This window comes from Variovorax sp. P1_H2 (assembly GCF_056405295.1).
This window is the reverse complement of sequence record NZ_JBFUCJ010000007.1, coordinates 12,209-35,574: the sequence shown is the minus strand read 5'-3', so window position 1 is coordinate 35,574 and position 23,366 is coordinate 12,209. Positions and strand designations below refer to the sequence as shown.

The window sequence follows — 23,366 nt, the reverse complement described above, 5'->3', positions numbered from 1 at the left end:
GACCTGCTCCTTCAATTGATTCGTTGCTCTGTCGCCGCATCGAACAGATGCGCGTGTTCGCTCTGTGCGGCGATCCGGATGACTTCGCCGGGGCCGGCGGTGATGCGCTCGCGGAAGACCGCGGTGATCGCCTGTCCACCGAGCTGTGCCATCACCTGAGTCTCGGAGCCGGTCGGCTCGACCACCTCCACCGTGATCGGGAAGCCCGCGCTGTCGAGCACGAAGTGCTCGGGCCGGATGCCGTAGACCGCCGGCAGTCCCGGCGTCGCTGTCGGTGCGTTCGAGAAGGGCAAGGTCAGGCCACCGGATGCATCGACCACGAAGCCCTCTCGCTCCACCTTCCCCTTGAGGAGGTTCATCGCGGGACTGCCGATGAAGCCGGCCACAAACAAGTTGCTCGGACGGTCGTACAGGTCGAGAGGGGCGCCCACCTGCTCGACGACGCCGTCATGCAGCACCACGATCTTGTCGGCCATCGTCATGGCCTCGACCTGGTCGTGGGTCACGTAGACGATGGTGGTTCCCAGGCGCTGGTGCAGCGCCTTGATCTCGGTGCGCATCTGCACCCGAAGCTTGGCGTCGAGGTTGGACAGCGGCTCGTCGAACAGGAACACCTTGGGGTCGCGAACGATCGCCCGGCCCATCGCGACGCGCTGACGCTGGCCACCGGAGAGTTCCTTCGGCAGGCGACCCAGCAGCGGCTCGAGACTGAGGATCTTCGCCGCACGCGCGACCTTCGGGTCGATCTCGCTCTTCTTCGCACCGCCCATCTTGAGCGAGAACGCCATGTTCTGCTCGACCGTCATGTGCGGATACAGCGCGTAGCTCTGGAACACCATCGCGATGTCGCGTTCCTTGGGTGCGACATCGTTGACCACCCTCTCGCCGATGCGGATCTCGCCGTCCGAAATGTCCTCGAGCCCGGCAATCATTCGCAGCAGGGTCGACTTTCCGCAGCCGGAAGGGCCGACGAGAATCACGAATTCGCCGTCATCGATTTCGACGTCGACGCCTCGGATGACGGACACCGGGCCATAGTCCTTCTGGACTTTTCTGATACTCACCGAAGACATGATGGGTCCTTATCCTTTGACAGAGCCGGAGGTCAGGCCGGCCACGATGTGCTTCTGCGCAGCAAAGAACATGATCACGGCCGGAAGGATCGTGAGCGTGATGAATGCCAGCACCAGGTTCCAGTCGGTGGAGAACTCGCCCTGGTACGCCATGATTCCCAGAGGCCACGTGTAGAGCGTCTCGCGGTTGAAGACCACCAAGGGCAGCAGGTAGGAGTTCCAGCTGTGCACGAAGACGATCACCGACACCGTCGCCAGGATGGGTCTCGACAGGGGCAGCACGATGTGCCAGAAGAACCTGAAGTAGCCGCAGCCGTCAATGAGTGCCGCCTCGAACAACTCCGCCGGCAGCTGCTTGAAGTAGTTGCGGAACAGCAGGATGCTCGACGCCAGGCCGAAGGCCACCTGGGGCAGGACGACGCCCCAGTAGTTGTCGAGCAGGCCCAGGTCCCGGATCTGGATGAAGAGCGGCAAGATTGCGGTCGCCGCGGGGAACATCAATCCGAGAAGAAGGTAGTTGATGAGGAAGGTCGAGCCGAAGAACTGGATGTGCACGAACACAAATGCGGCCATCGCCGAGACCATCACCGTCAGGACGACCGTCAGCAACGCGATCACCGCGGAATTCCCCATCAGTTGCCAGTAGCGGCTCCCGCCCAGGATGTCCCAGTAGTTTCGCCACTCCCATTGCCCCGGGATCCCGAAGGGATTGACGCGCAGGTCTCCCAAGGTCTTGAATCCACCCAGGACGGTGGCGACCAACGGGATCAGCACCAGGCCGGCAACGAGGAACAGCGCTGCGTAGCGAACGACCGGCGACATGGACGCCGACTTCGGCGCGGATGTATCGTGACTAATCATGGCGCATCAGAACCCGCTTGTAGCCAAAGGCGAAGACCACGCAGATCAGGAACAGGACAACGCCGACGGCACTGCCGAATCCGATTTCCATGCGAGTGACACCGTAGTTGTAGAGGAAGGTCACCATGGTCTGCGTGCTGTCGGACGGGCCGCCCTTGGTCAGCGGCATGATGAGGTCGAACAGCTGGATCGACCCCAGGATCGCGAAGAACACCGACAGCCTGATCGTCGAGCCCAGCAGCGGCACCGTGATCCGGCTGAAGATCTRCCAGCGCGACGCGCCGTCGATGCGAGCGGCCTCGTACAGGCTGCGATCGATCTGCTGCAATCCGGCGATGTACAGGATCATGTGGAAGCCGAAGTACTTCCAGATCACGACCACCAGGATGGCGTACATGGCGATCTCGGGTTCGGACAGCACATAAGGCGCCGTCGCTCCGAACGATTCCCAGATCTTGGCCAGCAAGCCGTAGTCGCCGTCGTAGACAAAGCGCCAGATCAGGCCGGCCGCGATCTCCGCCAGGATGTACGGCAGAAAGAAGATCAACCTGAACGTGGTCGTGCCGATCACCCGGTCGGCAAGCAATACCGCCATTGCCAGCGCCAATGGCAACTGCACGGCCAGCGACCCCACGATGATCAGCAGGTTGTTGCCGAGGGCCGTGTGGAACGCAGGATTGCGGAAGAGGTCCACGAAATTTCGCAAGCCGACGAAATTCGTGGGCACGCCATAGCCGTTCCAGTTGAAGAAGCTGTACCAACCGGCGGCCCCCATCGGCAAGGCGACGAACAGGGTGAACAACAAGATCGCCGGCGGAAGAAAGAACAGCACCACGGCCGTTGTTCCGCCGATTCGCTTGGATGGCTTGCGACGCCAGGCCCGCGACCTGCCCGTTAGGGCGGGCGCCACGGCACCTGCACTGTGATCGATCGTCGTCACGATGGCTCCTTCCCTGTCTACGCGCATCGAATGCCGGCGCCTGAGTCGGGGTCGCGTGGGTCGTTCAGTTGGTGCTGTTGGCGCGCTGCCAGGCGGCTTGTACCGCAGCCGCTGCATCCGCCGGCTTCATCTTCCCCGTGGCGAGTTCGACCGACACGTCGTTGACCACCGCACCAACCGACGGGCCAAGCATCTGGTCGTAATAGATCTGGTGGTAGGGGGACTTCGAAACGTTGCCTGCCAATTGGCGAAGAATGGGGTTGGCGATGGCATCCTGCGTTCCAATCACCACGGGGATGTAGGAGCCGCGTTCAGCGGGCACCCGTTGATTCTTTGCCTCCGAGAAGAAGCGCAGGAATTCGAYGGCCTCCTTCGGAGAGCCCTTGGTGACGAGCCAGCCATTCATTCCGCCCAAGGTGTCGCTCGGGTCGCCCTTGCCCCCCGCGACGACCGGGAACGGAAACCATCCCAGCTTGTCCTCGGGAATGCCGAGCTTGTTCGCGGAGTTCGCCTTCATCGAGCCGAGCATCGCGTTCAGCTGGAGCACCATGGCGCCCTTGCCGTCGCCGAACTGGCCCGACGACTGGGGAAACGTGGCGCCGAGGTAGCCCGGCTGGAAGGGCTTCAGGTCGGTCAGCTGCTGGAACAAGGTGCCCGCCTGGACGAAGGTGTCGCTCGCAAAGCCCTTACCCTCGCCTTGCATGGCAGCGTCGAAGGCAGCCTTGCCTCCGAGTCGCAATGCCAGATGCGACCAGTAGAAGTGCAGCGGCCACTTGTCCCCGCCGCCGACGATGATCGGCGTGCTTCCCGAGTCCTTGATCTTCTTCACGGCGCCGAGCAGGTCGTCCCAGGTCTTGATCGACCCGGCGTCCACGCCGGCCTTGGCAAAGAGGTCCTTGTTGTAGAAGAACCCGACCTGGCCCAGCTGCAGCGGCACCCCGTAGACCTTGCCGTTGACGGTAAAGGCCTGCAGCGCAGCCGGCATGAAGCTCTCGCGCCACTTCGCGTCCATGGGCGCCGAGAGGTCCTCGACCACCCCGGCCTTGATCTGGTCGCGCATGGTTCCGCCACCCCAGCTGTACAGGATGTTGGGCCGGTCGGGTGATTGCAGCAGCGTGGTCAGCTTCTTCTTGTACGACTCGTTCTCGAGGTACTGGATCTCGACCTTGACACCGGGGTGCGTCGATTCGAAGCGGCGTGCGACGTCGTTGTAGAAGGCGCCGGTCTCGGGGTTCTGGTCCACGTGGAGCAGACGAACGGTCATGTCGGCGGCCAGGACACCGGCAGAGGACAGGCACATCCCCGCGGCGAGCACCGCAGAAGAAACCAACTTGATGCTTCTCATCGTGTCTCCTATTTGTTTGATGGCCAAACAAATGTGCCATCCGCCGCTGATGACGTCACTAGGGAATACGCCGATGGTGCAGATTTTCGAAGTCGACGCCACGCTTTCGGCTTGGCTCGCCGCGCCATCGGCTCCAAGGATCGCCATGACACATCTGGAAAATCGAAATGTGAGACCATTAGTTCGACCAGCAGCCATAAAACGAACGAGCGCGCCGAAGGAGCCAATGCACACGCCAACGCCAGTCACGGGAGATCAGGCTCTCGTCAAGAACATCAATCGCATTGCCATGCTTCGCCTGCTGCGCGAACACGCCGGCATCTCGCGCGCCGGCCTGTCCGAGCGCAGCGGCTTGACGCGATCGACGGTCAGCCTGCTCATCAAGGAACTCATCGATGAAGGGTGGCTGGTCGAGGCGGATGCATTCGTGACCGGTACCGTCGGACGGCGGCCCACGCCTTTGAGGCTCGATGGCAAGAACATGGTCTTGCTCGGCGTCGACCTTGGACCCGACGTCGTCCGGGTCGTGGCGACCTCGATCCATGGGGAAATACTCGAGTCGAGCCAGGCAGCGTTGCGATCCAAGGATCCGGATCAAGCCTGCCACCAACTCGTCGAGATGGCCACCGCCCTCTCCGCGAAGATGACACGCGACGGTTCGCGCCTGCTGGGCATCGGCGTCGGACTGCACGGGCCGGTGGACAAGCGTTCGGGCATGCTCGAATTTGCGCCGAACATCGGCTGGCGCCATGTCGAGATCGGCCGTCGCTTCGGCGCCGAACTCGCACGCGCGGGTCTGGCGGACGTCCCGGTCTACTATCACAACGAGGCCGACCTGGCAGCGGTCGGCGAGACCGAGTTCTGCGAACGGCCGGTCGACGATCCCCTGGTCTACGTCAGCTGCGGCGTCGGCGTCGGGGCGGGCATCATCCTCAACCACGCGCTGTTCACGGGCGCCAGCGGTTCAGCGGGCGAGATCGGCCACACGACCCTCGTGATCGATGGCCAGCCCTGCTCCTGCGGTCGCCTCGGTTGCGCAGAGGCGTACATCGGGCTCAAGGCCATCGCGGCCGCGGCAGGCTGCTTTCAGAACGACACCATCGACCGGCGCGCGCTGCGTGCGCGCATGAGCGCTCGCGATCCGGCGACCCGGAGCGCTTTCGCGCGAGCGGGTGCCGTGCTTGGCGTGCTGCTCCAGAACGCCTGGACGACCTTCAACCCGCAGGTGATCGTCCTGGGAGGCGAGACCGTGACCCTCGGCGGCGACACCCTGCTCGATGCCGCCACCGAGGTACTCGCCCGGTACGCGGCAAGGGCCGGTCTTGTCGCGCCAGCGGTGAAGACAGCGCGCTACGCCGACCTGGCGACCGCGGTGGGAGGCGCAGCCTATGTCCTGCACGCGATTCTCAATCCTCACCAGCCGGCCCTGCACTCGCACTATGTTCCGACCGCGTCGGAGCCGAATTAGTTTGACAGTCGAATTAATTTGAAGATCTGCGTCTCCTCGAACGCACTGCCGCGCGGCGCGACGCAACGGGTCGATGACGGCCAACCTGGCGCTCACCCGGCGGCAAGCCGGCACTCAAGGCAGCAGTTCGAACTTCAAGTCGGCCAGCGGCGTGACCTTCTCTTCTCGCGTCATCTTGTATTCGGTGTTCGGGCCGAGCCACTTGTTCCACAGCTTGTCCAGCTCGCCCTTCTTCTCCAGCGCGTAGAGCGCTTCGTTCACCTTGGCCAGCAACACCGGCTCGTCCTTTTTCATCCCGATGCCGATCGGCTGCAGCACCATCGGTTCCTTGATCATCTTCAGCTCGACGCCCTCGGTCTTCGACTGGTTGACCAGCTTGGTGATCGTCATGGTGTTCGCCACCATGCCCATCGACTTGTTCTGCTGGACGGCCATGAAGGCCGAGCCGGTGTCCTGGAAGGTCACGGGTTCGGAGCCGTTCATCTTGATCGACAGCTCCGAGGTCGAGCCCTTGGTCGAACTCAGGCGCTTGCCCTTGAAATCGGCCTTGGTCGTGCCCGGGTCCGACGCCTTGACCGCCAGCATTTCCTTCGCGACGTAATACGGGTCGCTGAACTGGATCTGCTCACCGCGGCTCTTGGTGTAGGCCAGGTTGGCGATGGTCACGTCGACGCGGCCGAGCTTGACCTCGGGCACGCGGGCCTCGACCGACAGCGGCGTCACCTTGGCCGTCAGGCCGAGCTCCTTCGCGATGGCGTTGCAGAGGTCCACGTCGTGGCCGACCATCTCGCGGGTCTTCGGGTCCGGCGCTGCAAAGGGCGGCACGTCGGCGAAGGTGCCGCACTTGAGTTCCTTGCGTGCAGCGATGTCGCTCCACTGGTCGGCCTGGGCCGCGAGCGAGCATGCGCAGAGGGCCGCGCCGAGGGCGGCAAGACGAAACACGTTGGCATTCGACATGGGAAGCTCCTGGGAAGAATAACGGGTGAAAAACAAGGGGAAATCGATCGGCTCAATGCGCCCGCAGGTCCGACAGGAATCGCTGCGCACGCGGGTGCTGGGGTCGGGTGAAGAAGGTCTCAGGGTCCGCCTTCTCCAGGATGCGGCCGGCGTCCATGAACCAGACGCGGTCGGCCACCTCGCGCGCAAAGTTCATCTCGTGGGTGACGCACATCATCGTCATGCCCTCGTTGGCCAGGCTGCGCATGACCGACAGCACCTCGCCGACCATTTCCGGGTCCAGCGCGCTGGTCGGCTCGTCGAAGAGCATGGCCGGCGGCTCCATCGCCAGGGCGCGGGCGATCGCGACGCGCTGCTGCTGGCCGCCCGAGAGCTGCGCCGGATAGGAATTGGCCTTGTTCGACAGCCCCACGCGCTCCAGCAGCTGGCCGGCCCTGGCCTTGGCGTCACTGCGCTTCACACCCAGCACATGCACTGGCGACAGCATGATGTTGTCCAGCACGGACAGATGGGGAAACAGGTTGAAGCTCTGGAACACGAAGCCGATGCGGCTGCGCAGCTTGTTCAGCGCATGGCTGCTCATCGGGGCATGGATATCGTGGCCATCGAACAGCAACTGGCCGGACTTGATTTCCTCCAGCCGGTTGACCGTGCGGATCAAGGTCGACTTGCCGGAGCCGGAGGGGCCGCAGACCACGACCACCTCGCCCTTCTTGACCTCGGCGTTGACATCGGTCAGCGCCTGATAGTCGCCATACCACTTGTTGATATTGGAAAACAGGATCATGGTGTCGTCCTCGCGCGGCTTCAGCCGTGCGCTGGGTTGTTCAAGCGTTTCCATGGTCGGTCTCCGTTCTTTGTTTCGCTCACCGTCGAATCGCGGTGTCAGGAGTTGGCTGCCACCGGCGGCAGCGGCAGGCCGTCCTCGGTGGTGGCGGGTGTCGCGCTGCCGAGCCGCTTGTGGACGATTCGGCGCTCCAGCCATTGCGCCAGCTGGGTCAGGCTGAAGCAGACGACGTAGTAGGTCATCGCCAGGATGAAGAACACCTGGAACGGCTTGGTCAGCAACTGGTTGTTGATCTGATTGGCGGCGAAGGTGAGTTCCTGCACGTTGATCACGTAGCCCAGCGTGGTCTCCTTGATGGTGGAGATGAACTGGCTCAGCATGCTCGGGAGCATGTTGTAGAGGGCCTGGGGCAGGATCACGTAAGCCATGGTGCCCAGGTGACTGTGGCCCAGCGCGCGGGCCGCCTCGGTCTGTCCCTTCGGCAGCGCCTGGATGCCGGCGCGGACCACTTCCGACAGATACGCGCCTTCGTAGATCACCAGCGTGCACAACATCGTGGTGAAGCCGGACACGTCCCGCCCGATCAGGATCGGCACGAGGAAGTACACCCACAGGATGACCATCAGGAGAGGAACACCGCGCACGATGTACACCAGCACCGTCGCCGGCCAGCGCAGCGCGCGCCAGGGGGAGAGCCGCGCCAGTGCCAGCAGCACCGACACGGGGAAGGCCAGCACGATGCCCAGCACCGAGAGAATGAGCGTGGCGACGATGCCGCCCATCGGCCCGTTGGGATACTGGCCGACCAGCAGCAGCAGCCAGTTGTCGCGCAGTATGTCGAAGATGCCGAACATGTCTTACCTCGCCCCGGAAACGCGATAGCGGCGTGCGATCCAGGCCCCGACCGCCATGATGAGCAGGGACACCAGCAGGTACATCAAGGTCGCCATGCTGTACGCCTCGAAGGTGCGGAAGCTCTGGCTCTCGATCTCCTTGACCGCATGGGTCAGTTCCGCGACGCCGATGGCCATCGCCAGGCTGCTGTTCTTGAACAGGGACACGCTGTGATTCACCAGGGCCGGCACCGCGTTGCGCACCGCCTGCGGCAGCATCACGTGCCGCATCGCGCCGATGTAGCCGTGTCCCAGGGCACGCGCCGCCTCGGACTGTCCGGCCGGGATGGCGCGCAGGCCGGAGCGCATGTCCTCGCTGAAGTAGGCGGCCTGGCAGAGACCGAGCGCCACGATCGAGATCAGCGCCTCGGCATTGTTGTTCGACAGCCAGGCTTGCACGGCGTCCGGTAGCAGGCTGAAGATGCCGAAGTACCAAAGCATCAGCTGCACCAGCGTCGGCACGTTGCGGTGGTAGGAGACATAGGCCGCAACGGCCTGCTCGGCCACCGGGTTGGCGCTGAGCCGGACCACCAGCAGGACGACGGCCATCGACATCGCGAGCAGCCAGGAGCCGACCGCGATCTTCAGGGTCAGCACCATCCCGTGCAGCAGCATGGCGCCGAACTCGGGCTTCAGCAGGATCGCAAGGAGGTCGAAGTCCTTCATGGCGTGCTCTCGTGTGAACGGGCGAGGCTCAGGCCCGCACCGTCTCCGGCTTGGCGGTGGAGAGGCCGCCGGGCACCTGCAGCGTCGGTGTGATTTCCATGTGGCCGATGTTCACCGCGACAGGCGCCGCGATCGCGAAGGCGATGGCGTTGGCGATGTCGGCAGCCTCCGGCAGCTCGTAGCCTTCGACGAAGCGCTTGCGCGTCTCCTCGGAGTCGCCGTGCACGTGCGCGAAGATGTCGGTCGCCACGCGGCCCGGGCAGATCTCGGTGACGCGCACCCGCTTGCCGAAGCAATCCACCCGCAATTGCCTCGACAACATGCTCACCGCCGCCTTGGTCGCGTGGTAGGTGCTGTTGCCGCCGAAGTTGTAGGCCGCGGCGATCGAGCTGATGTTGACCACGTGGCCGCTGTCGCGCGCCACCATGCCCGGAACGACCAGCCGGCAGAGATGCAGCACCGCGCGCAGATTGACGTCCACCAGGAGGTCGATGCCTTCGGCGTCGGCTTTCAGGATCGATCCCGGCCGATCGACGCCGGCGTTGTTCACGAGAACGTCGAACTCGACCTCCTTCGTCAGCGCGGTGACGCTGTGCAGGTCGCTCACGTCGATGGCGTGCGGGATGCAGCCCGTGCGCGCGGCGAGTTCTTTCAGCTTGGCGCCGCTGCGGGCCAGCGCATGGACCTGCAGGCCTTCCTTGCAGAGGCGCTCGACAACGGCGGCGCCGATGCCGGAGGAGGCACCTGTCACCAGGGCGGTCTTGTAATCGGAGAAGGGCATCTGGATCACTTTCTTTCTGTGGGATGGCGGCCGGTCGCGCCCTTGTCGAATGCGCTTTCGGACCGCGATGAATTCACTGTATCGACCGCAGGTTCGGCGCGCCAAGACGGTTTGGCTGTGGAGCGATAAGCCCCCCTTATGTCGCCCTGGAAGCGTGCGCGCCGACCTAGGGTAAGCACCATGTCCGTGCCCGCTCGACGGCGCGCTTCAGGCGGCCTGGCGCGAGATCGGGACCACACGGCCGTGCGCCTCGACCACCTCGCGCACCCCGCGCGCCAGTGTCACCGCGCCCGGCGTGTCGCCGTGGACCAGGATCGAATGCACGCGCATCGGGATCGTCTTGCCGGCGTAGGTGGTGACGGTGCCCTCCGCCAGCAACTGCCGGACACGCGCCAGGACCCGTTCGGGGTCGTGGATCACCGAGTCCGGCATCTTGCGCGGGATCAGCAGCCCCGCGTCGTCGCAGGCGCGGTCGGCCAGGAAGGTGGTGCGAATGCGCAAGCCGCAGCGCTGCGCCGCATCCTCGATGGCCCGGCTGGCCGAGGAGCTGATCGTCAGCGAGGGATCGAAGTCCGCCACCGCCCGCACCAGCGGCGCCGCGAATTCCGCGTCCGCCGCCGCCATGTTGCCGAGCGCGCCATGAAAACTCATGTGCGTCATGCGGTGCCCCGCGGTGCGTGCGATGCCCGCCAGGGCGCCGAGCTGGTAGACCACGGCCGCGACCAGCTCGCCCGTGTCCATCTGCATCGGGCGGCGGCCGAAGCCGGCCAGGTCCGGGAAGCCGACATGCGCGCCCACATCCACGCCGCGCGCCAGCGCCGTGCGCACGGTGCGGTCCATGATCTGCGGGTCGCCCGCATGGAAGCCGCAGGCGACGTTGGCCGACGAGACGATGCCCAGCAGCGCCTCGTCGTCGCCCATGCGCCAGGAGCCGAAGCCTTCGCCCAGGTCCGCGTTCAGGTCCATGTCCATGGTGCTTTCCTTGTCGTCAGATGGGATGCAGCTCGACCAGGGCCGTGCCGTAGCCGACAGTCGCGCCGTCGTCGGCCCGCAGCGCGGCGACGGTGCCGGCTCGCGGGGCGCTCACCGGCAGCAGCAGGACGCCGATGCGCAGCAGTCCGAGCGTCTGGCCGGCCTGGACGTCATGGCCGACGCGCACGAACGGCGCCGTCGCGCCGGGGTGGGCGTGCAGGAACACGCCGACGGAAGCGGCGCTCACGGTGTCGGGAGCGAGCCCTGCCTGGGTTGGGACCACGGGCCCGCGGGCGACCGGCCCGGCGGCCTCGCCGGGCGGGATGGGGTCCAGCGCCACGACCGCCTCGCCCTGCCGCCCCAGCCGCACGGTCGCGCCGGGCATCCGCAGTTCGAGAAAGCCGATGTCCGTCGCCGCCATCCAGCCGGCGATCTCCAGGAGCTCGTGAGGCGCCTTTTTCATGCAGCGCTCCCCATCGGCCCGCTGCGGTGCAGCGCCACCATGCGTGCCACCTTCGCCAGCCAGGCCTCCTTCTGTTCGAGCGCGGCCACGGCCTCGTCCCAGCTCGTCTCGATGAAGCGGATCCGGCTGCCGATCGGCGCCTGGCCCAGTCGCCACAGATCGGCCTCGATCACGGTGCCGAACTTGGGATAGCCGCCCGACGGCTGCGCGTCGCGCATCTGGATGATCGGCTGCCCGCTGTGCGGGACCTGGATCACGCCGGGCACGATGCCATGCGAACGCAGTTCCATCGGCGCCACGGGCTGCAGGGCCTCCCCGGCCAACCGGTAGCCGTAGCGGTCGCTCTGCGCCGTGATGCGCCATTCGCCGGCCCAGAAGGCCTCGCGGGACGCGGCCTCGAAGCCCAGGTATTCGGCCGCCGGCAAGACCCGCAGCGCGACCCGCCCGTCGAGCTCCAGCGGCAGGGCGATGGCCGGCGGCACCAGGCCGAAGCCGGTCCGGCAGGCGCGCTTCGGGTCGGCGGCGCCCAGCACGTCGCCCTTGCGCAATGCCCGGCCCTCATGGCCACCGAAGGCGCCGCGCATCTGGGTGCTGCGCGAACCCAGCACCTCGGGCACATCGATGCCGCCCGGCAGGCACAGCAGCGCACGGCTGGCGCGCTGCGCGCCCTGCGGCAGGCCCAGCGTCAGCACCTGGCCGGCCCGCGCCTGGTGCGACCACCACGGCAGCAGCGGTTGCGCGTCCAGCGTCGCGCCGCAGTCCGCGCCGGTCAGCGCGAAGGCGCAATCCCCGGTGAAGCGGAGCTTGAACGGAAAGACCGGGATCTCGATGCCCGCGGCGCCGGGATCGTTGCCCAGCAGGAGGTTGCCCGCCGCCAGCGCGAGGTCGTCCATGGCACCGGCGGTACCCACGCCGAAGCGCAGGCTGCCCAGGCGCCCGAGGTCCTGCACGGTCGCCAGGGCCGCGTTGGAAAGTATCTCGATCATTTTTCTATCCCTTCCACCAGGAAGCGAATGCGGTCGCCCGGCTGCAGCGTGGCCGGCGGATTCCGCCCCGGGTCGAAGAAGACCATGGTGGTGCTGCCGATGGTGTTCCAGCCGCTCGGCCCGGCGGAGGCCGAGACACCGGTCTGCGCCCCGCCGATCGACACGGCGCCACCCGGAATGCTGAGCACCGGCACCTTGCGCCGCGGCGTCGCGATGCGCGGGTCCATGCCACCCAGGTAGCAGTAGCCGGGATGGCTGCCCAGCGCATACACCGGGTACAGCGGCGCGCTGTGCAGCTCGACGATCTCCTCGACCGACAGGCCGGTGTGCGCCACCACGTCCGCCATGTGCGGACCGCCGGCACCGCCATAGCGCACCGGCAGCTCGACCACGCGGCCCTCGCGGGTGAGCGGCGTGACGGCCTCCCAGGCGGCCTCCAGCCGGGCCTTCAGTTCATCGAGCGCACGCGGCGGGCGAACGAAGCTCAGCATCAGGTTGTTCATTCCGGGCACGGCCTCGCGCACCTCGGGCCATTCGGCAGCCTCCTGCGCGAGCGCCCAGATGCGCTGCTGCGAATGAAGCTCCATCGCGCCCGGGGCTTCGAACAGCAGCGCCGTGGTGCCCAGCAGGCTCAGCGTCGGGATCGATCCAGTCGTCGGGGAGTTCACGGTGCGTTCCTGCGCTGCAGCCAGCGTTCGAGGTGGTGGATGTCGACCCCGCCGGTGGCAAAGCCGTCGTCCTGAAGCAGCGCGCGGTGCAGCGGCACGTTGGTTGCGATGCCGTCGACCTGCAGCTCGCCCAGCGCGAGCCGCATGCGATCCAGTGCGTCCTCGCGGCTGGCGCCATGCACGATCAGCTTGCCGATCATCGAGTCGTAGTACGGCGGCACGCGGTAGCCCGGGCCCGCGTGCGAATCGAAGCGCACGCCGAAGCCGCCGGGCACGCGCCAGCCCGTGATGCGACCCGGCGACGGCGCGAAGCTGTCGGGATCCTCCGCATTGATACGGCATTCGATCGCATGTCCCCTGCAGGGGACATCGGCCTGCGTGATCGCCAGCCGCTCGCCGCGCGCCATGCGCAGCTGCTGCTGCACGATATCGATGCCCGTGGTCATCTCGGTCACCGGATGCTCCACCTGCAGCCGCGTATTCATCTCGATGAAATAGAAGGCGCCCTTCTCGTAGAGAAACTCGAAGGTGCCGACGCCGCAATAGCCGATCTGCCGGCAGGCCGCCGCGCAACTCTCCCCGACCGCGGCGATCAGCGCCTCGTCGATGCCGGGCGCGGGTGCTTCCTCGATCACCTTCTGGTGCCGCCGCTGCAGCGAGCAGTCCCGGCTGCCGAGCCAGATCGCGTGGCCGTGGCTGTCGGCCAGCACCTGGATCTCGACATGCCGCGGATGCAGCAGGAACTTCTCGATGTAGACCTCGGGATTGCCGAAGGCGCGGCGCGCCTCCTCGCGCGTGAGCGCCAGCGCCTCCAGCAGCTCGCCCTCCTCCCGGACCACGCGCATGCCGCGACCGCCACCGCCGCCGGCCGCCTTCACGATCACCGGGTATCCGACCTCGCGCGCCAGCGCACGCACGGCCTCCGGATCGTCGGGCAACCCGTCGTCCGGACCCGGCACGCAAGGCACGCCGGCCCGACGCATCGCACGCTTGGCCGCAACCTTGTCGCCCATCACGCGGATGCAGGCGGCGCTCGGTCCGACGAAGCGCAATCCGGCCTGCTCCACCTTCTCGACGAAGCCCGCGTTCTCCGACAGGAACCCGTAGCCGGGATGGATCGCCTGCGCGCCGCTCACCTCGGCCGCATAGAGCAGCGCCGACTGGTTGAGATAGCTCTGGCCGGGGCTGGCCGGACCGATGCACAGCGCCTGGTCGGCCTGCTGCACATAGACCGCATCGCGGTCGGCGTCGGAGTGCGCGACCACCGTCTTCAGGCCCAGGCCGCGGCAGGCGCGCAGGATTCGCAAGGCGATCTCGCCGCGGTTCGCAATGAGGACGGTGTCGAACATGATGTCCTTCTCAGTTTTCCACTGCGCTATCGCGCGAGCCATGACGCATGAAACCGGCGCCGTCAGATACCAGGGATACCGCGGAACCGGCTTCGCCGGGCCGCTGGTATCGCCCCCTGGAGGGGCTGAGGTCCGCGGCTCCAAGCCTGCCTGCGCAGGCTTGGACGGACCCGAAGAGCCGCTGCCAATGGCAGCGACTCGAGGCGCCGCAGGCGCTTCGGGGGTGTTTCATTTCAGGCAAGACGGAACAATGGCTGGCCGGCCTCGACCTCGTCGCCGGAGCGCACCAGCACCTCGGCGATGGTCGCGTCGGTCTCGGCGCGCACTTCGTTGAAGACCTTCATCGCCTCGATCACGCACAAGGTCTGGCCGGCCGCGACCTGCTGGCCCGGCTGCACGAACAGCGGCTCGCCGGGCGACGGCTGCAGGTGGATCACGCCATAGAGCGGCGCCAGGCATTCGATCGGGCTCGCAGCCAGGCCGACGGAGGGCGCCTGGATGGCGCCAGCCAGGTCGGCGCGCGCATCGTCCCTCCCGTGCGCGGTGGCCTGCGGGGCGGCGGAGGCATCCGCGGCGCCGCGCCCGGCGCGGGCCAGCGGCGTCGACGCCCCCTGCTTCACCAGCCGCAGCGTGCAACCGTCTTCGCTGTACTCCAGCTCCGACAGCGCCGAGGCCGCCAGTGCGTCGATGAGGATCCTGATCTGTTCCTGGTTCATGCCGGACCCGCCGCTGAAGGGCGGGATCTCCTTGGTGGCCGACGCATTCCGCGAACGCGTGACGGCAGGCATGAACGGTAGCCCGCGAAGGCTGCAAAGCCAAAGACGGATTGGCTGTGCCGGGATAAGGTCGGCTTATGACGCCTTGGCCAGCACCGGCTCCTCGGTCGCGGCGGCGTTGTTCGACAGCTCGGTGACCAGTTCGAGGAGGATGTCCTTCACCGCCTGCGCCGGTTCGGAGAGCGGCAGGTGGTCCGACTGGCACAGGGCCAGCGGCGCCTCGATCACCGGGTCGACGATCTGGAACTGCCAGGCCCCACAGGACGCCACCACCTCGCGCGCCATGGACGCCGGCAGGATCGTGGCACCCAGTCCGTCGGCCACGGCCGCGGTCAGCGTGAAGGCGGATTCGATCTCGGCCACGACGCGCGGCGCCGCGCCAAGCCGGCTGAAGGCCGCATCGACCAGTTTGCGCACCACGTTGTACGGACGCGGCAGGAAGAGTTCCATGTCGCGCAGGTCGGCCAGCCGCACCGGTTGGGCCGGTGCCGGGATCGACGCCGGCCCGACCAGGAACAAAGGCTCCCTCAGCAGCGGCAGAAAGGTCAGGCCATGGATCGCCTTGTCGCCGTAGAGCACGGCCAGATCCATTCGGCCGTTCATGATCAGTTCGCTCAGCGTGGTGCCGTAGTTCTCGTTCAGGTACAGCAGGATGCCCGGATGGCGCGCCCGCACCGTGCGCAGCAAGGGCAGCGAGAGCGCCGCCGCCGCGGTGCCGGGCGCGAGACCCACCGACACCTGGCCGGAGACGCCCTGCCCGGCCGCCGCCATGTCGACCTGCGCCTGCTCGCATTGGCGCAGGATGATCTGCGCATGGCGGTACAGCACCTTGCCGGCCTCGGTCGGCGTCACGCCGCGCTTCGTGCGCACCAGGAGTTGCTGCCGCACCTCGCCCTCGAGCGTGGCCAGTTGCTGGCTCAGCGCCGGCTGGGCGATGTAAAGAACCTCGGCCGCCTGCGTCAGGCTGCCGATGTCCACGATCTTCACGAAGTATTTGAGTCGCCGCAGGTTCACCCTGCCTCCAAAGCAAATCCCGAGCCTAGCACCGGCCCCGGGGACGGGCCATCGGGGCCTTCCATAAGCTCTACCTATCCGACCAGAGCGATCTCGTCTTGGCTTCGGGAAGGCGATCTGCGTACCGTACGGTCCTGCCATCCCACTCCAGGAAGCCATGACCACCTCCCGCATCGCAGAGCGCGTCCGCCGCATCAAGCCTTCGCCCAGCACCTCGGCCGCCGACCGCGCCAACGAGCTGCGCCGCCAGGGCAAGTCCATCGTGAACCTCGTCGTCGGCGAGCCCGACTTCGACACCCCCCTGTACATCCGACAGGCCGCCGCCGCGGCGATGGACAAGGGCGCCACCCGCTACACCCTGATGGCCGGAACGGTCGAGCTGCGCGAAGCCATCGTCGCCAAGCTGAAACGGGAAAACGGCCTGACCTACGCGATGAACGAGATCATCGCCACCAACGGCGCCAAGAGCGCGATCTACAACGCCTTCGCGATCACGGTGGAGCCGGGCGACGAAGTCATCGTGCCCGCGCCCTACTGGGTCTCCTACCCCGACATGGTGCTGGCCTGCGAGGGCAAGCCGGTGATCGTCGCCTGCCCCGAGGTCAACGGCTTCAAGCTGACGCCCGCGCAGCTCGAGGCCGCCATCACGCCGCGCACGCGCTGGCTGCTGATCAATTCGCCGAGCAACCCGACCGGCGCCGCCTACACCGCGGGCGAATACCGGGCCCTTGCCGACGTGCTGGTGCGCCACCCCCAAGTGATGGTGATGACCGACGACATCTACGAGCACATCCGCTTCGACGGCGAGAAGACGCCGCACATCCTCGCCGTGGCACCCGAGCTGCGCGATCGCACGCTGGTCGTCAACGGCGTCTCGAAGACCTATGCGATGACCGGCTGGCGTATCGGCTACGTGGCCGGGCCGGTCGACATGGTCCGCGCGATGGACACGCTGCTGTCGCAGTCGGCCGGCAACTGCTGCTCGATCAGCCAGGCCGCCGCCGCGGCCGCGATGAATGGCGACCAGTCCTTCGTCGCCGAGAGTGTCGCCGTCTACAAGCAGCGCCGCGACCGCACCCTGGCCCTCATCAACGCCATTCCCGGCCTGAGCTGCGCCACGCCGCCGGGCGCCTTCTACCTCTACGTCAACTGCAGCGGCCTGATCGGCAAGACCACGCCCTCCGGCAAGGTCCTGGCCGAGGACGGCGACGTCGTGATGTACCTGCTGGAAAGCGAAGGCGTCGCGATGGTCGCGGGCACCGCCTACGGCCTCTCGCCCTACTTCCGGCTGTCGATCGCGACTTCCATCGACATTCTCGAGGAAGGCTGCACGCGCATCGCCCGCGCGGTCGCCGAACTGCGTTGAGCAGGGACCGGCCGCCTCGCCCCCCCACCGAACAGGAGACATCCATGCAATTCAAGGGCATCCGCAAGAACCCGTCCGCGCCGCAAGTGAATCCGGCCCACATCGCCGCGCTGCGCGACATCCCGGTCGCGGCGCTGAGCGACAACATGCACCGCAACATCGGCAGCGTCGGGCTGAACCCCTATCACCGGCCGGGGCCCGGGACGATGGCCGGTACGGCCGTCACCATCAAGTCGCGCGGCGGCGACAACCTGACGCTGTTGCGCGCCTTCGAGTTCTGCCGGCCCGGCGACGTGATCGTGATCGACGCCGACGGCGACCTGGCCAATGCGGTCATCGGCGGCATCCTGTCCTTTTACGCCGCCACCATCGGCACCGTGGGGGTCGTGCTCGATGGCGCCATCCGGGACGTGGCCGAGATCCGCGCGCGCGACTTCCCGGTCTACGCACGCGGCGTGAACCATCGCGGCCCGTACAAGGACGGTCCCGGCGAGATCAATGTCCCGGTGTCGGTGGGCGGCATGCTGGTGAATCCCGGCGATGTCGTGGTCGGCGACCAGGACGGGCTGATGGCGTTCTCGCCGAACGATGCCGAATGGCTGATCGAGAAGGCCCGGTCGCACCTGGCGACCGAAGCCGAGACGATGCGCGCCATGAAGGAAGGCCGCTGGGACCGCAGCTTCGTCGACGCCCTCGAAGCACGCTGCCCGAACTGACTCGCGTTCCCCGGCGCTGCAGTTCGCCGAATCAGTGAGCCATGTGCAGCCCGCCCGCCAGATCCAGTCCGCCAACAAGCTCGAGCAGGATGCCTTTGACGACCTGCGCAGGCTCGGACAATGGCAGATGATCCGACGCACAAAGCGAGAGCGGCACTTCGATGGTGGGCGAAACGAGTCGGCACACGCTCGCCGACGCCGTGGCAGCGACTGACCTCGCAATCGAAACCGGCAGGATCGTCGCACCGACGCCCGAAGCGATCGCGGCCGCCAGCGTGCTCGATGACTCGATCTCCGCCACCACGCGGGGCACCACCTGCGCCGACGCGAACGCATGGTCGATGTAACGGCGAAGCTGGTTGCTCGTGCAGGGCAGGAGCAGATCGATGTTTCGAAGGTCGGACAGCGCCAGTTCGCCATCCTGGCTGACGAGTTCCGGAGGCGCGACGACGCACAGGTCCTCCGTCAGCAGCGGATCGAACGAAATCCCTTGCGCCGGGCTCTCGCCGCCATACAGCACGGCCATGTCCATGCGGCCGCTTCGCACCACATCGCATAGCGTGGTGCCGAAGTTCTCGTTGATATGGAGCACGATCTGGGGATGCCGCCCCTGCACCGTCTGCAGCAGCTTGAGCGCCAGCGTCGACGCGGCGGTCCCGGGCGCCAGTCCCACCGACACCTGTCCCGCCAGACTGCGCCCGGCGTTGAGCACATCCGCACGCGCCTGGTCGAACTGTCGCAAGATCGTTTGTGCGTGCCGGTAGAGCACCTTTCCCGCCTCCGTGGCCACCACGCCTTGTTGAGTTCGCAGAAGCAATTTTTGATTGAACTCGCCTTCGAGAGTCGCCAGTTGCTGGCTCAGCGCCGGCTGCGCGACATGCAGGATCTCGGACGCCAAAGTCAGGCTGCCAACGTCCACGATCTTCACGAAATACTTCAAACGCCTGAGATTCACGAGGGCCCCGAATTTGCTTGCAAAATGGAATCAAGCAAGCATCAAGCCACCCTTTGGCGTCGTCAACCGGGGTTACGATCAGTGAACCAGGCCGGCGCCGGGAAGACGCCCGCCACGACCGGAAAACGGATCCGCTTCCATGACAGTCAATTTCAAGACCCTCAAGAGCTTCGTGACGGCGGTCGAGGCCAAGAGCCTGTCGGCGGCGGCACATCAGCTGCGTCTTGCGCAGCCTGCGCTGAGCCAGCACATCGCCTCCCTCGAAGAGCATTTCAAACAAAAGCTGCTTGTCCGATCCAATGCCGGCGTCACGCCGACAAGCGCTGGCGCCGAGTTGTATCGGCACGCGCAGATCATGCTGGGTCACCTGGATCAGCTCGAACGCGATCTTGCCCATCGCATCGACGCGAGCGCCATCTCGGGCCCGGTGTCGGTCGGGCTCGCAACCTACAGCACGGCGTCCATCCTTTCGATGCCGCTGCTCAAGGCGGTGCGGAGCCAATACCCCGAAGTCAACCTCTTCATCAACGACAACTTCGGGCTGGTGCTCAGCGAGATGGTCATGACGGGACGCATGGACATGGCCATCATCTACGCCAGCAGTCCGATGAAGGGCGTGACGCTGCATCCCCTCCTCACCGAGGCGTTGTTTCTCATCGCGCCCGCCAGCATTCGCCTGCCGCCGACGAACGACCAGACGATCACCCTGCGCTCGCTTGCCGGCATCGATCTGCTCCTCCCCAGCCGAATGCACTTCTTGCGAAGGACGGTTGACGAGGCCTTCGCCCGCGTCGGCGTCGTCCCGAAGATCCGGGCCGAGATCGAATCGTCGGAAACGCTGCGTCAGGCCATCGAAGCCGGCATGGGTGCCGCGATCCTTCCCGCGGCACTCGCGGATTTCTCTTCAGCGTCCGACATCCGCCGCATCGTCGAGCCGGGCCTGCAGGCGACCGTGTCGCTGTGCATACCGAATCATCTGCCGATGTCCGACCAGGCGAAGGCCGTGCTCGATATTCTTCGAGCGCAGATCGACAACCTCTTCGCTGCCGGCCGGCTCCCTGGAATCAGTGCGCCAACCAAGGAAGTTCCGTCGCCCTGACGATCAGGCCACGGCCGGGTCGGTAGCGACCGAGGACAGCTGGCGCATGGCCGCGACGCCTTCGTTCACGAACGGATCGGCGTGGTAATACAGAAGCTGCGCACCGGCCGACACGAGATGCTGCACATCGTGCCGCACGACCAGCGTGCCGGCGATCTTTCCGGCCGCACGAATGCGTTGCAGCGTCTGGTCCACGAGGTCGAGCACCGCCTGCGGACGACGCTTGCCCGCGCCGACGGCGGGCGAATAGCCCATCGATTGCGACAGGTCGCCCGGGCCGACGAAGAACACGTCGATGCCCTCGACCGCGAGGATCTCGTCGAGATTGCGCACCGCCTCGACCGACTCCACCATGCCGATCAGCAGCTTGCTCGCATGATCGTCCGGACAGGCGTAGCGGAAGGTGTGCACCACCTGCCTGGCGATCTCGGCTGTGTGGATCAGCGGCACCATCACGCCGTCCGCGCCGGCGTTCAGGCAGCGCGTGATGGTCGAGCGTTCCTGGTTCTGCGGGCGCACGATGCCCCAGCCGCCGGCGTAGCGCGCGGCCTTGGCCATGTGGTGGATGTCCTCGAAGCTGGCGAGGCCATGCTCGCAGTCGATGAAGACCGAGTCGGCGCCCGAGCGCACCAGCTTCTCGCACAGCGTGGGCGACACGTGATTGGGGTTGACCATCAGCACGGCATCGCCGTGCGCCAGTCGTTCGTGAAGAGTCGTGCTCATTGTTTGCTCCGGTTCAGGGTTTTCCGGGCGTGCCGTCGGGCGCGCCGAGCCAGCGGCTGATCTCGACATCGGGCCCCTGGTCGCGCGCCAGGGTCGGACTGATGACCAGCTGCTCGATGGTGGTGCCCTGCGGCAAGGTGCAGGCCAGCAGGATGGCGCGCGCCACGTCCTCGGGCGCGACCATCGCCGCACGCTCGGCCTCGCTCGGCGGGCGCACGCGGGTGTCCATGATCGGCGTGTTGACCTCGCCGGGCAGGATCGTCGTCGAGCGGATGTTGTTGTTGCGGAAGGTGGCGTGCATGAAGCCCATGAGGTTCGTCACCGCCGCCTTCGCCGCACCGTAGGGCGCTCCGCCCAGCAGGTTGGGACGAACCGCCGCCAGCGACGACACCGTGACGATGGTCCCCTTCCCTGCCGCGAGCATGCCGGGCAGCACCGCCTGGATCAGCACATAGACCGCCGTGAGGTTGACGGAGATCGCGGATTCCCAGTCGTCCGGCTCGATCCAGCGGATGTTGCGCACGCGGCTGGTCAGGCCCGCGTTGTTGACCAGGATGCCGACGGCGCCGACCTCCGCCTCGGTCCAGCGCACCAGCTCCTGCAACTGCTCGCGGCTCTGCAGATCGGCCTGCCGGGCCCACGCTTCGCCGCCGGCCGCGCGAATCTGTGCGACCACGGTCTCCAGCGGGTCGATGCGGCGCCCCATCACGACCACCCGCGCGCCCTCGGCCGCGAGCATCAGGGCGGTCGAACGGCCGATGCCGGACCCACCGCCCGTGACCAGGGCCACCTGGCCTGCCAGTGCCTTGGCGGCCATCACGCAGCCACCTTCACCGGCTTCGCGGCGGCGGGCGCTTCGTAGCCGTAGTCGGCGCGGGCACCTTTCACGCTGATGAGGCCTTGCTTCAGGTCATCCTCGATCAACTCGCGCGGTCGCTCTTCGGCGTGGCCCCAGCCGCCGCCGCCGGGCAATTCGATCGTCAGGCGCTCGCCCGGGGCGAGGACCAGCCGGCCCTTGGCGAACACGGGTTGGTCGTCGTGCAGCACCGCACCGTTGCGTCCGGCTTGGCCTCCCAGCACGCCCAGGCACGGATGCTTCACGTGTTCGGTGCTGAGGTAGATGTTCATCTCCCGGTCGGACAGGTTGCGGATGATCCCGCGCTGGCCCAGGCCGCCCCGGTACTTGCCCGGGCCGCCGGAATCGGGAATGAGTTCCTTGCATTCGGTCAGCACCGGTACCGCCAGTTCGTACATCTCGATCGGCGTCACGCGGCAGTTCGACGGAAAGCTCAGGGTGTCGAGCCCGTCCATCGACGAACGGCCGCCCTGCCCGCCGTGGAAATTCTGCGCGCTGCCATAGGCGGTGCCGTCGGAGCGCTGGCCCTGGCAGTTGATGCCCCAGATCGGCGCGCCGCCGCTGTCGCCCATCGCGCCTTCGGGCACGACGTTCTGCAGCGCCTTGAAGATCAGGCTCGGAATGCAGTGCCCGACCAGGTTCCGCGCTGCCCCCGCCGCATGCGGCCGCGGGTTGAGGATCGAGCCCGCCGGCGCGGAGTCGGTCAGCGGGATCATGCAGCCTTCGTTGTTCGGCGTATCGGGATCGAGCAGGCACTTGAGCGCGTACACGCTGTGGGCCACGCGATAGTGCGGCACCACGTTGATGCCTCTGGCCACTTCCGGCGAGGTGCCGGTGTAGTCGACGTGGATCGATTCGTCGCCCACCTCGACGCTGACGCACAGCTTCACCTCGGTCTCGAAGCCGTCGATGGTCATGTCGGCCTTGTAGCTGCCGTTGGGCCAGGCGGCGATGGCCTTGCGCATGTGCCGCTCGGAGCGGCTGAAGATGGCCTGGCCGAGCGCCTCGCAGTCGTCGAGCCCGTACTCGTCCATGAAGCGGCTGAACTCGCGGCTCATCACTTCGTTGGCCGCCACCATGCTCTGGATGTCGCCGCGGACTTCATGCGGAAGACGCACACTGGCCTCGATCACGGAGAACACGTCGGTGTTCGGCTTGCCGGCCTTGAAGAGCTTGAGCATCGGGATCCGGATGCCCTCCTCGAACATGTCGGTCGAATCCGGCGACTGCGGCCGCCCGCCGATGTCGGGCAGGTGCGCGATGCTGCCGGCGTAGGCGACGATCTTCCCGTTGCGGAAGATCGGCGTCAGCATGACCATGTCCGGCAGGTGCCCGGTGCCGATCACGGGGTCGTTGGTGGCGAGCACGTCGCCCGGCTCCAGCGATTCCGGCGGAAAGGCCTTGAGGAAGTAGTTCTGCGCGGCCATGGGCAGCGTGGTGATGAACACCGGGATCGACCAGGTGCACTGCGCCAGCGCGCGGCCCTGGGCGTCGAGCAGCACGTTCACGTAGTCGTGGTTCTCGCGCACGATCGGCGAGAAGGCGGTGCGCCCGAGGGCGGTGTCGGCCTGGTCGGCGATGAAGACCAGGCGGTCCCACATCACCTGCAGCGTGATCGGGTCGTTGAAATCGGGTTGGAGGATGGGCATGAC

General features: G+C 66.6%; 24 protein-coding genes. 4 read left to right on the top strand and 20 right to left on the bottom strand.

Annotated elements, in window-relative coordinates; all coding sequences use genetic code 11:
• Positions 1-11 precede the first annotated feature (11 nt).
• The 4 genes from AC1D2E_RS04455 to AC1D2E_RS04440 form a co-directional block, all read right to left on the bottom strand.
• Positions 12-1,073 carry an ABC transporter ATP-binding protein gene (locus tag AC1D2E_RS04455; RefSeq protein ID WP_478196290.1) on the bottom strand — a complete coding sequence of 354 codons (1,062 nt, stop codon included), beginning with the start codon at positions 1,071-1,073 and terminating at the stop codon, positions 12-14.
• A gap of 9 nt (positions 1,074-1,082) precedes the next feature.
• A complete protein-coding gene (locus tag AC1D2E_RS04450; protein WP_478196289.1) occupies positions 1,083-1,895 on the bottom strand; it encodes a carbohydrate ABC transporter permease in 813 nt (270 codons plus the stop codon).
• A 31-nt stretch (positions 1,896-1,926) separates the two neighbouring features.
• Positions 1,927-2,874, bottom strand: a complete 948-nt coding sequence (locus tag AC1D2E_RS04445; protein WP_478196288.1) for a carbohydrate ABC transporter permease — start codon at positions 2,872-2,874, stop codon at positions 1,927-1,929.
• A gap of 64 nt (positions 2,875-2,938) precedes the next feature.
• Positions 2,939-4,219 carry an ABC transporter substrate-binding protein gene (locus AC1D2E_RS04440; protein ID WP_478196287.1) on the bottom strand — a complete coding sequence of 427 codons (1,281 nt, stop codon included), beginning with the start codon at positions 4,217-4,219 and terminating at the stop codon, positions 2,939-2,941.
• Between AC1D2E_RS04440 and AC1D2E_RS04435 the strand changes: the two genes are divergently transcribed.
• On the top strand, positions 4,209-5,687 hold the full coding sequence (locus AC1D2E_RS04435; RefSeq protein ID WP_478196354.1) for an ROK family protein: 1,479 nt from the start codon (positions 4,209-4,211) through the stop codon (positions 5,685-5,687). The two genes, AC1D2E_RS04440 and AC1D2E_RS04435, sit on opposite strands and share 11 nt — an antisense overlap.
• Before the next feature lie 114 nt (positions 5,688-5,801).
• On the opposite strand, the gene AC1D2E_RS04430 is transcribed toward AC1D2E_RS04435, so the two are convergent.
• The 12 genes from AC1D2E_RS04430 to nac (AC1D2E_RS04375) form a co-directional block, all read right to left on the bottom strand.
• Positions 5,802-6,644, bottom strand: coding sequence for an ABC transporter substrate-binding protein (locus tag AC1D2E_RS04430; RefSeq protein ID WP_478196286.1), 843 nt, complete (start codon positions 6,642-6,644; stop codon positions 5,802-5,804).
• A gap of 52 nt (positions 6,645-6,696) precedes the next feature.
• Complete coding sequence (locus tag AC1D2E_RS04425) at positions 6,697-7,431, bottom strand: amino acid ABC transporter ATP-binding protein (RefSeq protein ID WP_478177114.1); 735 nt, start codon at positions 7,429-7,431, stop codon at positions 6,697-6,699.
• Between the two features lie 98 nt (positions 7,432-7,529).
• Positions 7,530-8,285 (bottom strand): amino acid ABC transporter permease, encoded by a 756-nt coding sequence (locus AC1D2E_RS04420; protein ID WP_478196285.1) that lies wholly within the window; start codon positions 8,283-8,285, stop codon positions 7,530-7,532.
• A 3-nt stretch (positions 8,286-8,288) separates the two neighbouring features.
• Positions 8,289-8,990 carry an amino acid ABC transporter permease gene (locus AC1D2E_RS04415; RefSeq protein ID WP_478196284.1) on the bottom strand — a complete coding sequence of 234 codons (702 nt, stop codon included), beginning with the start codon at positions 8,988-8,990 and terminating at the stop codon, positions 8,289-8,291.
• A 28-nt stretch (positions 8,991-9,018) separates the two neighbouring features.
• The gene (locus AC1D2E_RS04410; protein WP_478196283.1) at positions 9,019-9,771 is read right to left on the bottom strand and encodes an SDR family oxidoreductase; all 753 of its coding nucleotides are present in this window, start codon (positions 9,769-9,771) and stop codon (positions 9,019-9,021) included.
• A gap of 207 nt (positions 9,772-9,978) precedes the next feature.
• Positions 9,979-10,743, bottom strand: a complete 765-nt coding sequence (locus AC1D2E_RS04405) for a LamB/YcsF family protein (protein ID WP_478196282.1) — start codon at positions 10,741-10,743, stop codon at positions 9,979-9,981.
• A gap of 16 nt (positions 10,744-10,759) precedes the next feature.
• Complete coding sequence (locus tag AC1D2E_RS04400; RefSeq protein WP_478196281.1) at positions 10,760-11,206, bottom strand: acetyl-CoA carboxylase biotin carboxyl carrier protein; 447 nt, start codon at positions 11,204-11,206, stop codon at positions 10,760-10,762.
• Positions 11,203-12,192 carry a 5-oxoprolinase subunit C family protein gene (locus tag AC1D2E_RS04395; RefSeq protein WP_478196280.1) on the bottom strand — a complete coding sequence of 330 codons (990 nt, stop codon included), beginning with the start codon at positions 12,190-12,192 and terminating at the stop codon, positions 11,203-11,205. The genes AC1D2E_RS04400 and AC1D2E_RS04395 overlap by 4 nt, the downstream gene beginning before the upstream one ends.
• Positions 12,189-12,860, bottom strand: coding sequence for a 5-oxoprolinase subunit PxpB (gene pxpB / locus AC1D2E_RS04390; RefSeq protein WP_478196279.1), 672 nt, complete (start codon positions 12,858-12,860; stop codon positions 12,189-12,191). The genes AC1D2E_RS04395 and pxpB overlap by 4 nt, the downstream gene beginning before the upstream one ends.
• The gene (accC, locus tag AC1D2E_RS04385) at positions 12,857-14,209 is read right to left on the bottom strand and encodes an acetyl-CoA carboxylase biotin carboxylase subunit (RefSeq protein ID WP_478196278.1); all 1,353 of its coding nucleotides are present in this window, start codon (positions 14,207-14,209) and stop codon (positions 12,857-12,859) included. Before accC ends, pxpB begins: the two co-directional genes overlap by 4 nt.
• A gap of 233 nt (positions 14,210-14,442) precedes the next feature.
• Positions 14,443-14,925 (bottom strand): acetyl-CoA carboxylase biotin carboxyl carrier protein, encoded by a 483-nt coding sequence (locus tag AC1D2E_RS04380; RefSeq protein ID WP_478196353.1) that lies wholly within the window; start codon positions 14,923-14,925, stop codon positions 14,443-14,445.
• A gap of 135 nt (positions 14,926-15,060) precedes the next feature.
• Entirely contained in the window at positions 15,061-15,999 is a 939-nt protein-coding gene (nac, locus tag AC1D2E_RS04375) for a nitrogen assimilation transcriptional regulator NAC (protein WP_478196277.1), read from the bottom strand.
• A gap of 157 nt (positions 16,000-16,156) precedes the next feature.
• Here nac (AC1D2E_RS04375) and AC1D2E_RS04370 point away from each other — a divergent pair, with 157 nt between their 5' ends.
• Together AC1D2E_RS04370 and AC1D2E_RS04365 are read left to right on the top strand one after the other, a co-directional pair.
• Positions 16,157-17,365, top strand: a complete 1,209-nt coding sequence (locus AC1D2E_RS04370) for an aspartate transaminase (RefSeq protein WP_478196276.1) — start codon at positions 16,157-16,159, stop codon at positions 17,363-17,365.
• Between the two features lie 44 nt (positions 17,366-17,409).
• Positions 17,410-18,081 (top strand): RraA family protein, encoded by a 672-nt coding sequence (locus AC1D2E_RS04365; RefSeq protein WP_478196275.1) that lies wholly within the window; start codon positions 17,410-17,412, stop codon positions 18,079-18,081.
• Between the two features lie 31 nt (positions 18,082-18,112).
• On the opposite strand, the gene nac (AC1D2E_RS04360) is transcribed toward AC1D2E_RS04365, so the two are convergent.
• The gene (gene nac / locus AC1D2E_RS04360; RefSeq protein ID WP_478196274.1) at positions 18,113-19,036 is read right to left on the bottom strand and encodes a nitrogen assimilation transcriptional regulator NAC; all 924 of its coding nucleotides are present in this window, start codon (positions 19,034-19,036) and stop codon (positions 18,113-18,115) included.
• A 139-nt stretch (positions 19,037-19,175) separates the two neighbouring features.
• Between nac (AC1D2E_RS04360) and AC1D2E_RS04355 the strand changes: the two genes are divergently transcribed.
• Positions 19,176-20,135 carry a LysR substrate-binding domain-containing protein gene (locus tag AC1D2E_RS04355; RefSeq protein ID WP_478196273.1) on the top strand — a complete coding sequence of 320 codons (960 nt, stop codon included), beginning with the start codon at positions 19,176-19,178 and terminating at the stop codon, positions 20,133-20,135.
• Positions 20,136-20,138: 3 nt separating this feature from the next.
• Here AC1D2E_RS04355 and AC1D2E_RS04350 read toward each other — a convergent pair whose 3' ends face one another.
• From AC1D2E_RS04350 to AC1D2E_RS04340, 3 genes are read right to left on the bottom strand one after another with little or no spacing between them, the layout of a single operon-like run.
• Positions 20,139-20,858: an HpcH/HpaI aldolase family protein gene (locus AC1D2E_RS04350; protein WP_478196272.1), complete on the bottom strand. Its 720-nt coding sequence runs from the start codon at positions 20,856-20,858 to the stop codon at positions 20,139-20,141.
• Positions 20,859-20,871: 13 nt separating this feature from the next.
• Complete coding sequence (locus tag AC1D2E_RS04345; RefSeq protein WP_478196271.1) at positions 20,872-21,675, bottom strand: SDR family oxidoreductase; 804 nt, start codon at positions 21,673-21,675, stop codon at positions 20,872-20,874.
• Positions 21,675-23,363 (bottom strand): hydantoinase B/oxoprolinase family protein, encoded by a 1,689-nt coding sequence (locus AC1D2E_RS04340; RefSeq protein WP_478177082.1) that lies wholly within the window; start codon positions 23,361-23,363, stop codon positions 21,675-21,677. The genes AC1D2E_RS04345 and AC1D2E_RS04340 overlap by 1 nt, the downstream gene beginning before the upstream one ends.
• Positions 23,364-23,366: the final 3 nt, after the last annotated feature.

Excerpts from the sequence above, each read along its gene's own strand:
- AC1D2E_RS04435 (WP_478196354.1), top strand. The coding sequence starts at position 4,209 with ATGCTTCTCATCGTGTCTCCTATTTGTTTGATGGCCAAACAAATGTGC.
- AC1D2E_RS04395 (WP_478196280.1), bottom strand. The coding sequence starts at position 12,192 with ATGATCGAGATACTTTCCAACGCGGCCCTGGCGACCGTGCAGGACCTC.
- AC1D2E_RS04405 (WP_478196282.1), bottom strand. The coding sequence starts at position 10,743 with ATGGACATGGACCTGAACGCGGACCTGGGCGAAGGCTTCGGCTCCTGG.
- AC1D2E_RS04350 (WP_478196272.1), bottom strand. The coding sequence starts at position 20,858 with ATGAGCACGACTCTTCACGAACGACTGGCGCACGGCGATGCCGTGCTG.
- AC1D2E_RS04410 (WP_478196283.1), bottom strand. The coding sequence starts at position 9,771 with ATGCCCTTCTCCGATTACAAGACCGCCCTGGTGACAGGTGCCTCCTCC.
- AC1D2E_RS04355 (WP_478196273.1), top strand. The coding sequence starts at position 19,176 with ATGACAGTCAATTTCAAGACCCTCAAGAGCTTCGTGACGGCGGTCGAG.
- AC1D2E_RS04415 (WP_478196284.1), bottom strand. The coding sequence starts at position 8,990 with ATGAAGGACTTCGACCTCCTTGCGATCCTGCTGAAGCCCGAGTTCGGC.
- AC1D2E_RS04345 (WP_478196271.1), bottom strand. The coding sequence starts at position 21,675 with ATGGCCGCCAAGGCACTGGCAGGCCAGGTGGCCCTGGTCACGGGCGGT.
- AC1D2E_RS04380 (WP_478196353.1), bottom strand. The coding sequence starts at position 14,925 with ATGAACCAGGAACAGATCAGGATCCTCATCGACGCACTGGCGGCCTCG.
- accC (WP_478196278.1), bottom strand. The coding sequence starts at position 14,209 with ATGTTCGACACCGTCCTCATTGCGAACCGCGGCGAGATCGCCTTGCGA.
- AC1D2E_RS04365 (WP_478196275.1), top strand. The coding sequence starts at position 17,410 with ATGCAATTCAAGGGCATCCGCAAGAACCCGTCCGCGCCGCAAGTGAAT.
- AC1D2E_RS04455 (WP_478196290.1), bottom strand. The coding sequence starts at position 1,073 with ATGTCTTCGGTGAGTATCAGAAAAGTCCAGAAGGACTATGGCCCGGTG.
- AC1D2E_RS04400 (WP_478196281.1), bottom strand. The coding sequence starts at position 11,206 with ATGAAAAAGGCGCCTCACGAGCTCCTGGAGATCGCCGGCTGGATGGCG.
- AC1D2E_RS04450 (WP_478196289.1), bottom strand. The coding sequence starts at position 1,895 with ATGTCGCCGGTCGTTCGCTACGCAGCGCTGTTCCTCGTTGCCGGCCTG.
- AC1D2E_RS04420 (WP_478196285.1), bottom strand. The coding sequence starts at position 8,285 with ATGTTCGGCATCTTCGACATACTGCGCGACAACTGGCTGCTGCTGCTG.
- AC1D2E_RS04370 (WP_478196276.1), top strand. The coding sequence starts at position 16,157 with ATGACCACCTCCCGCATCGCAGAGCGCGTCCGCCGCATCAAGCCTTCG.
- AC1D2E_RS04340 (WP_478177082.1), bottom strand. The coding sequence starts at position 23,363 with ATGCCCATCCTCCAACCCGATTTCAACGACCCGATCACGCTGCAGGTG.
- AC1D2E_RS04430 (WP_478196286.1), bottom strand. The coding sequence starts at position 6,644 with ATGTCGAATGCCAACGTGTTTCGTCTTGCCGCCCTCGGCGCGGCCCTC.
- AC1D2E_RS04425 (WP_478177114.1), bottom strand. The coding sequence starts at position 7,431 with ATGATCCTGTTTTCCAATATCAACAAGTGGTATGGCGACTATCAGGCG.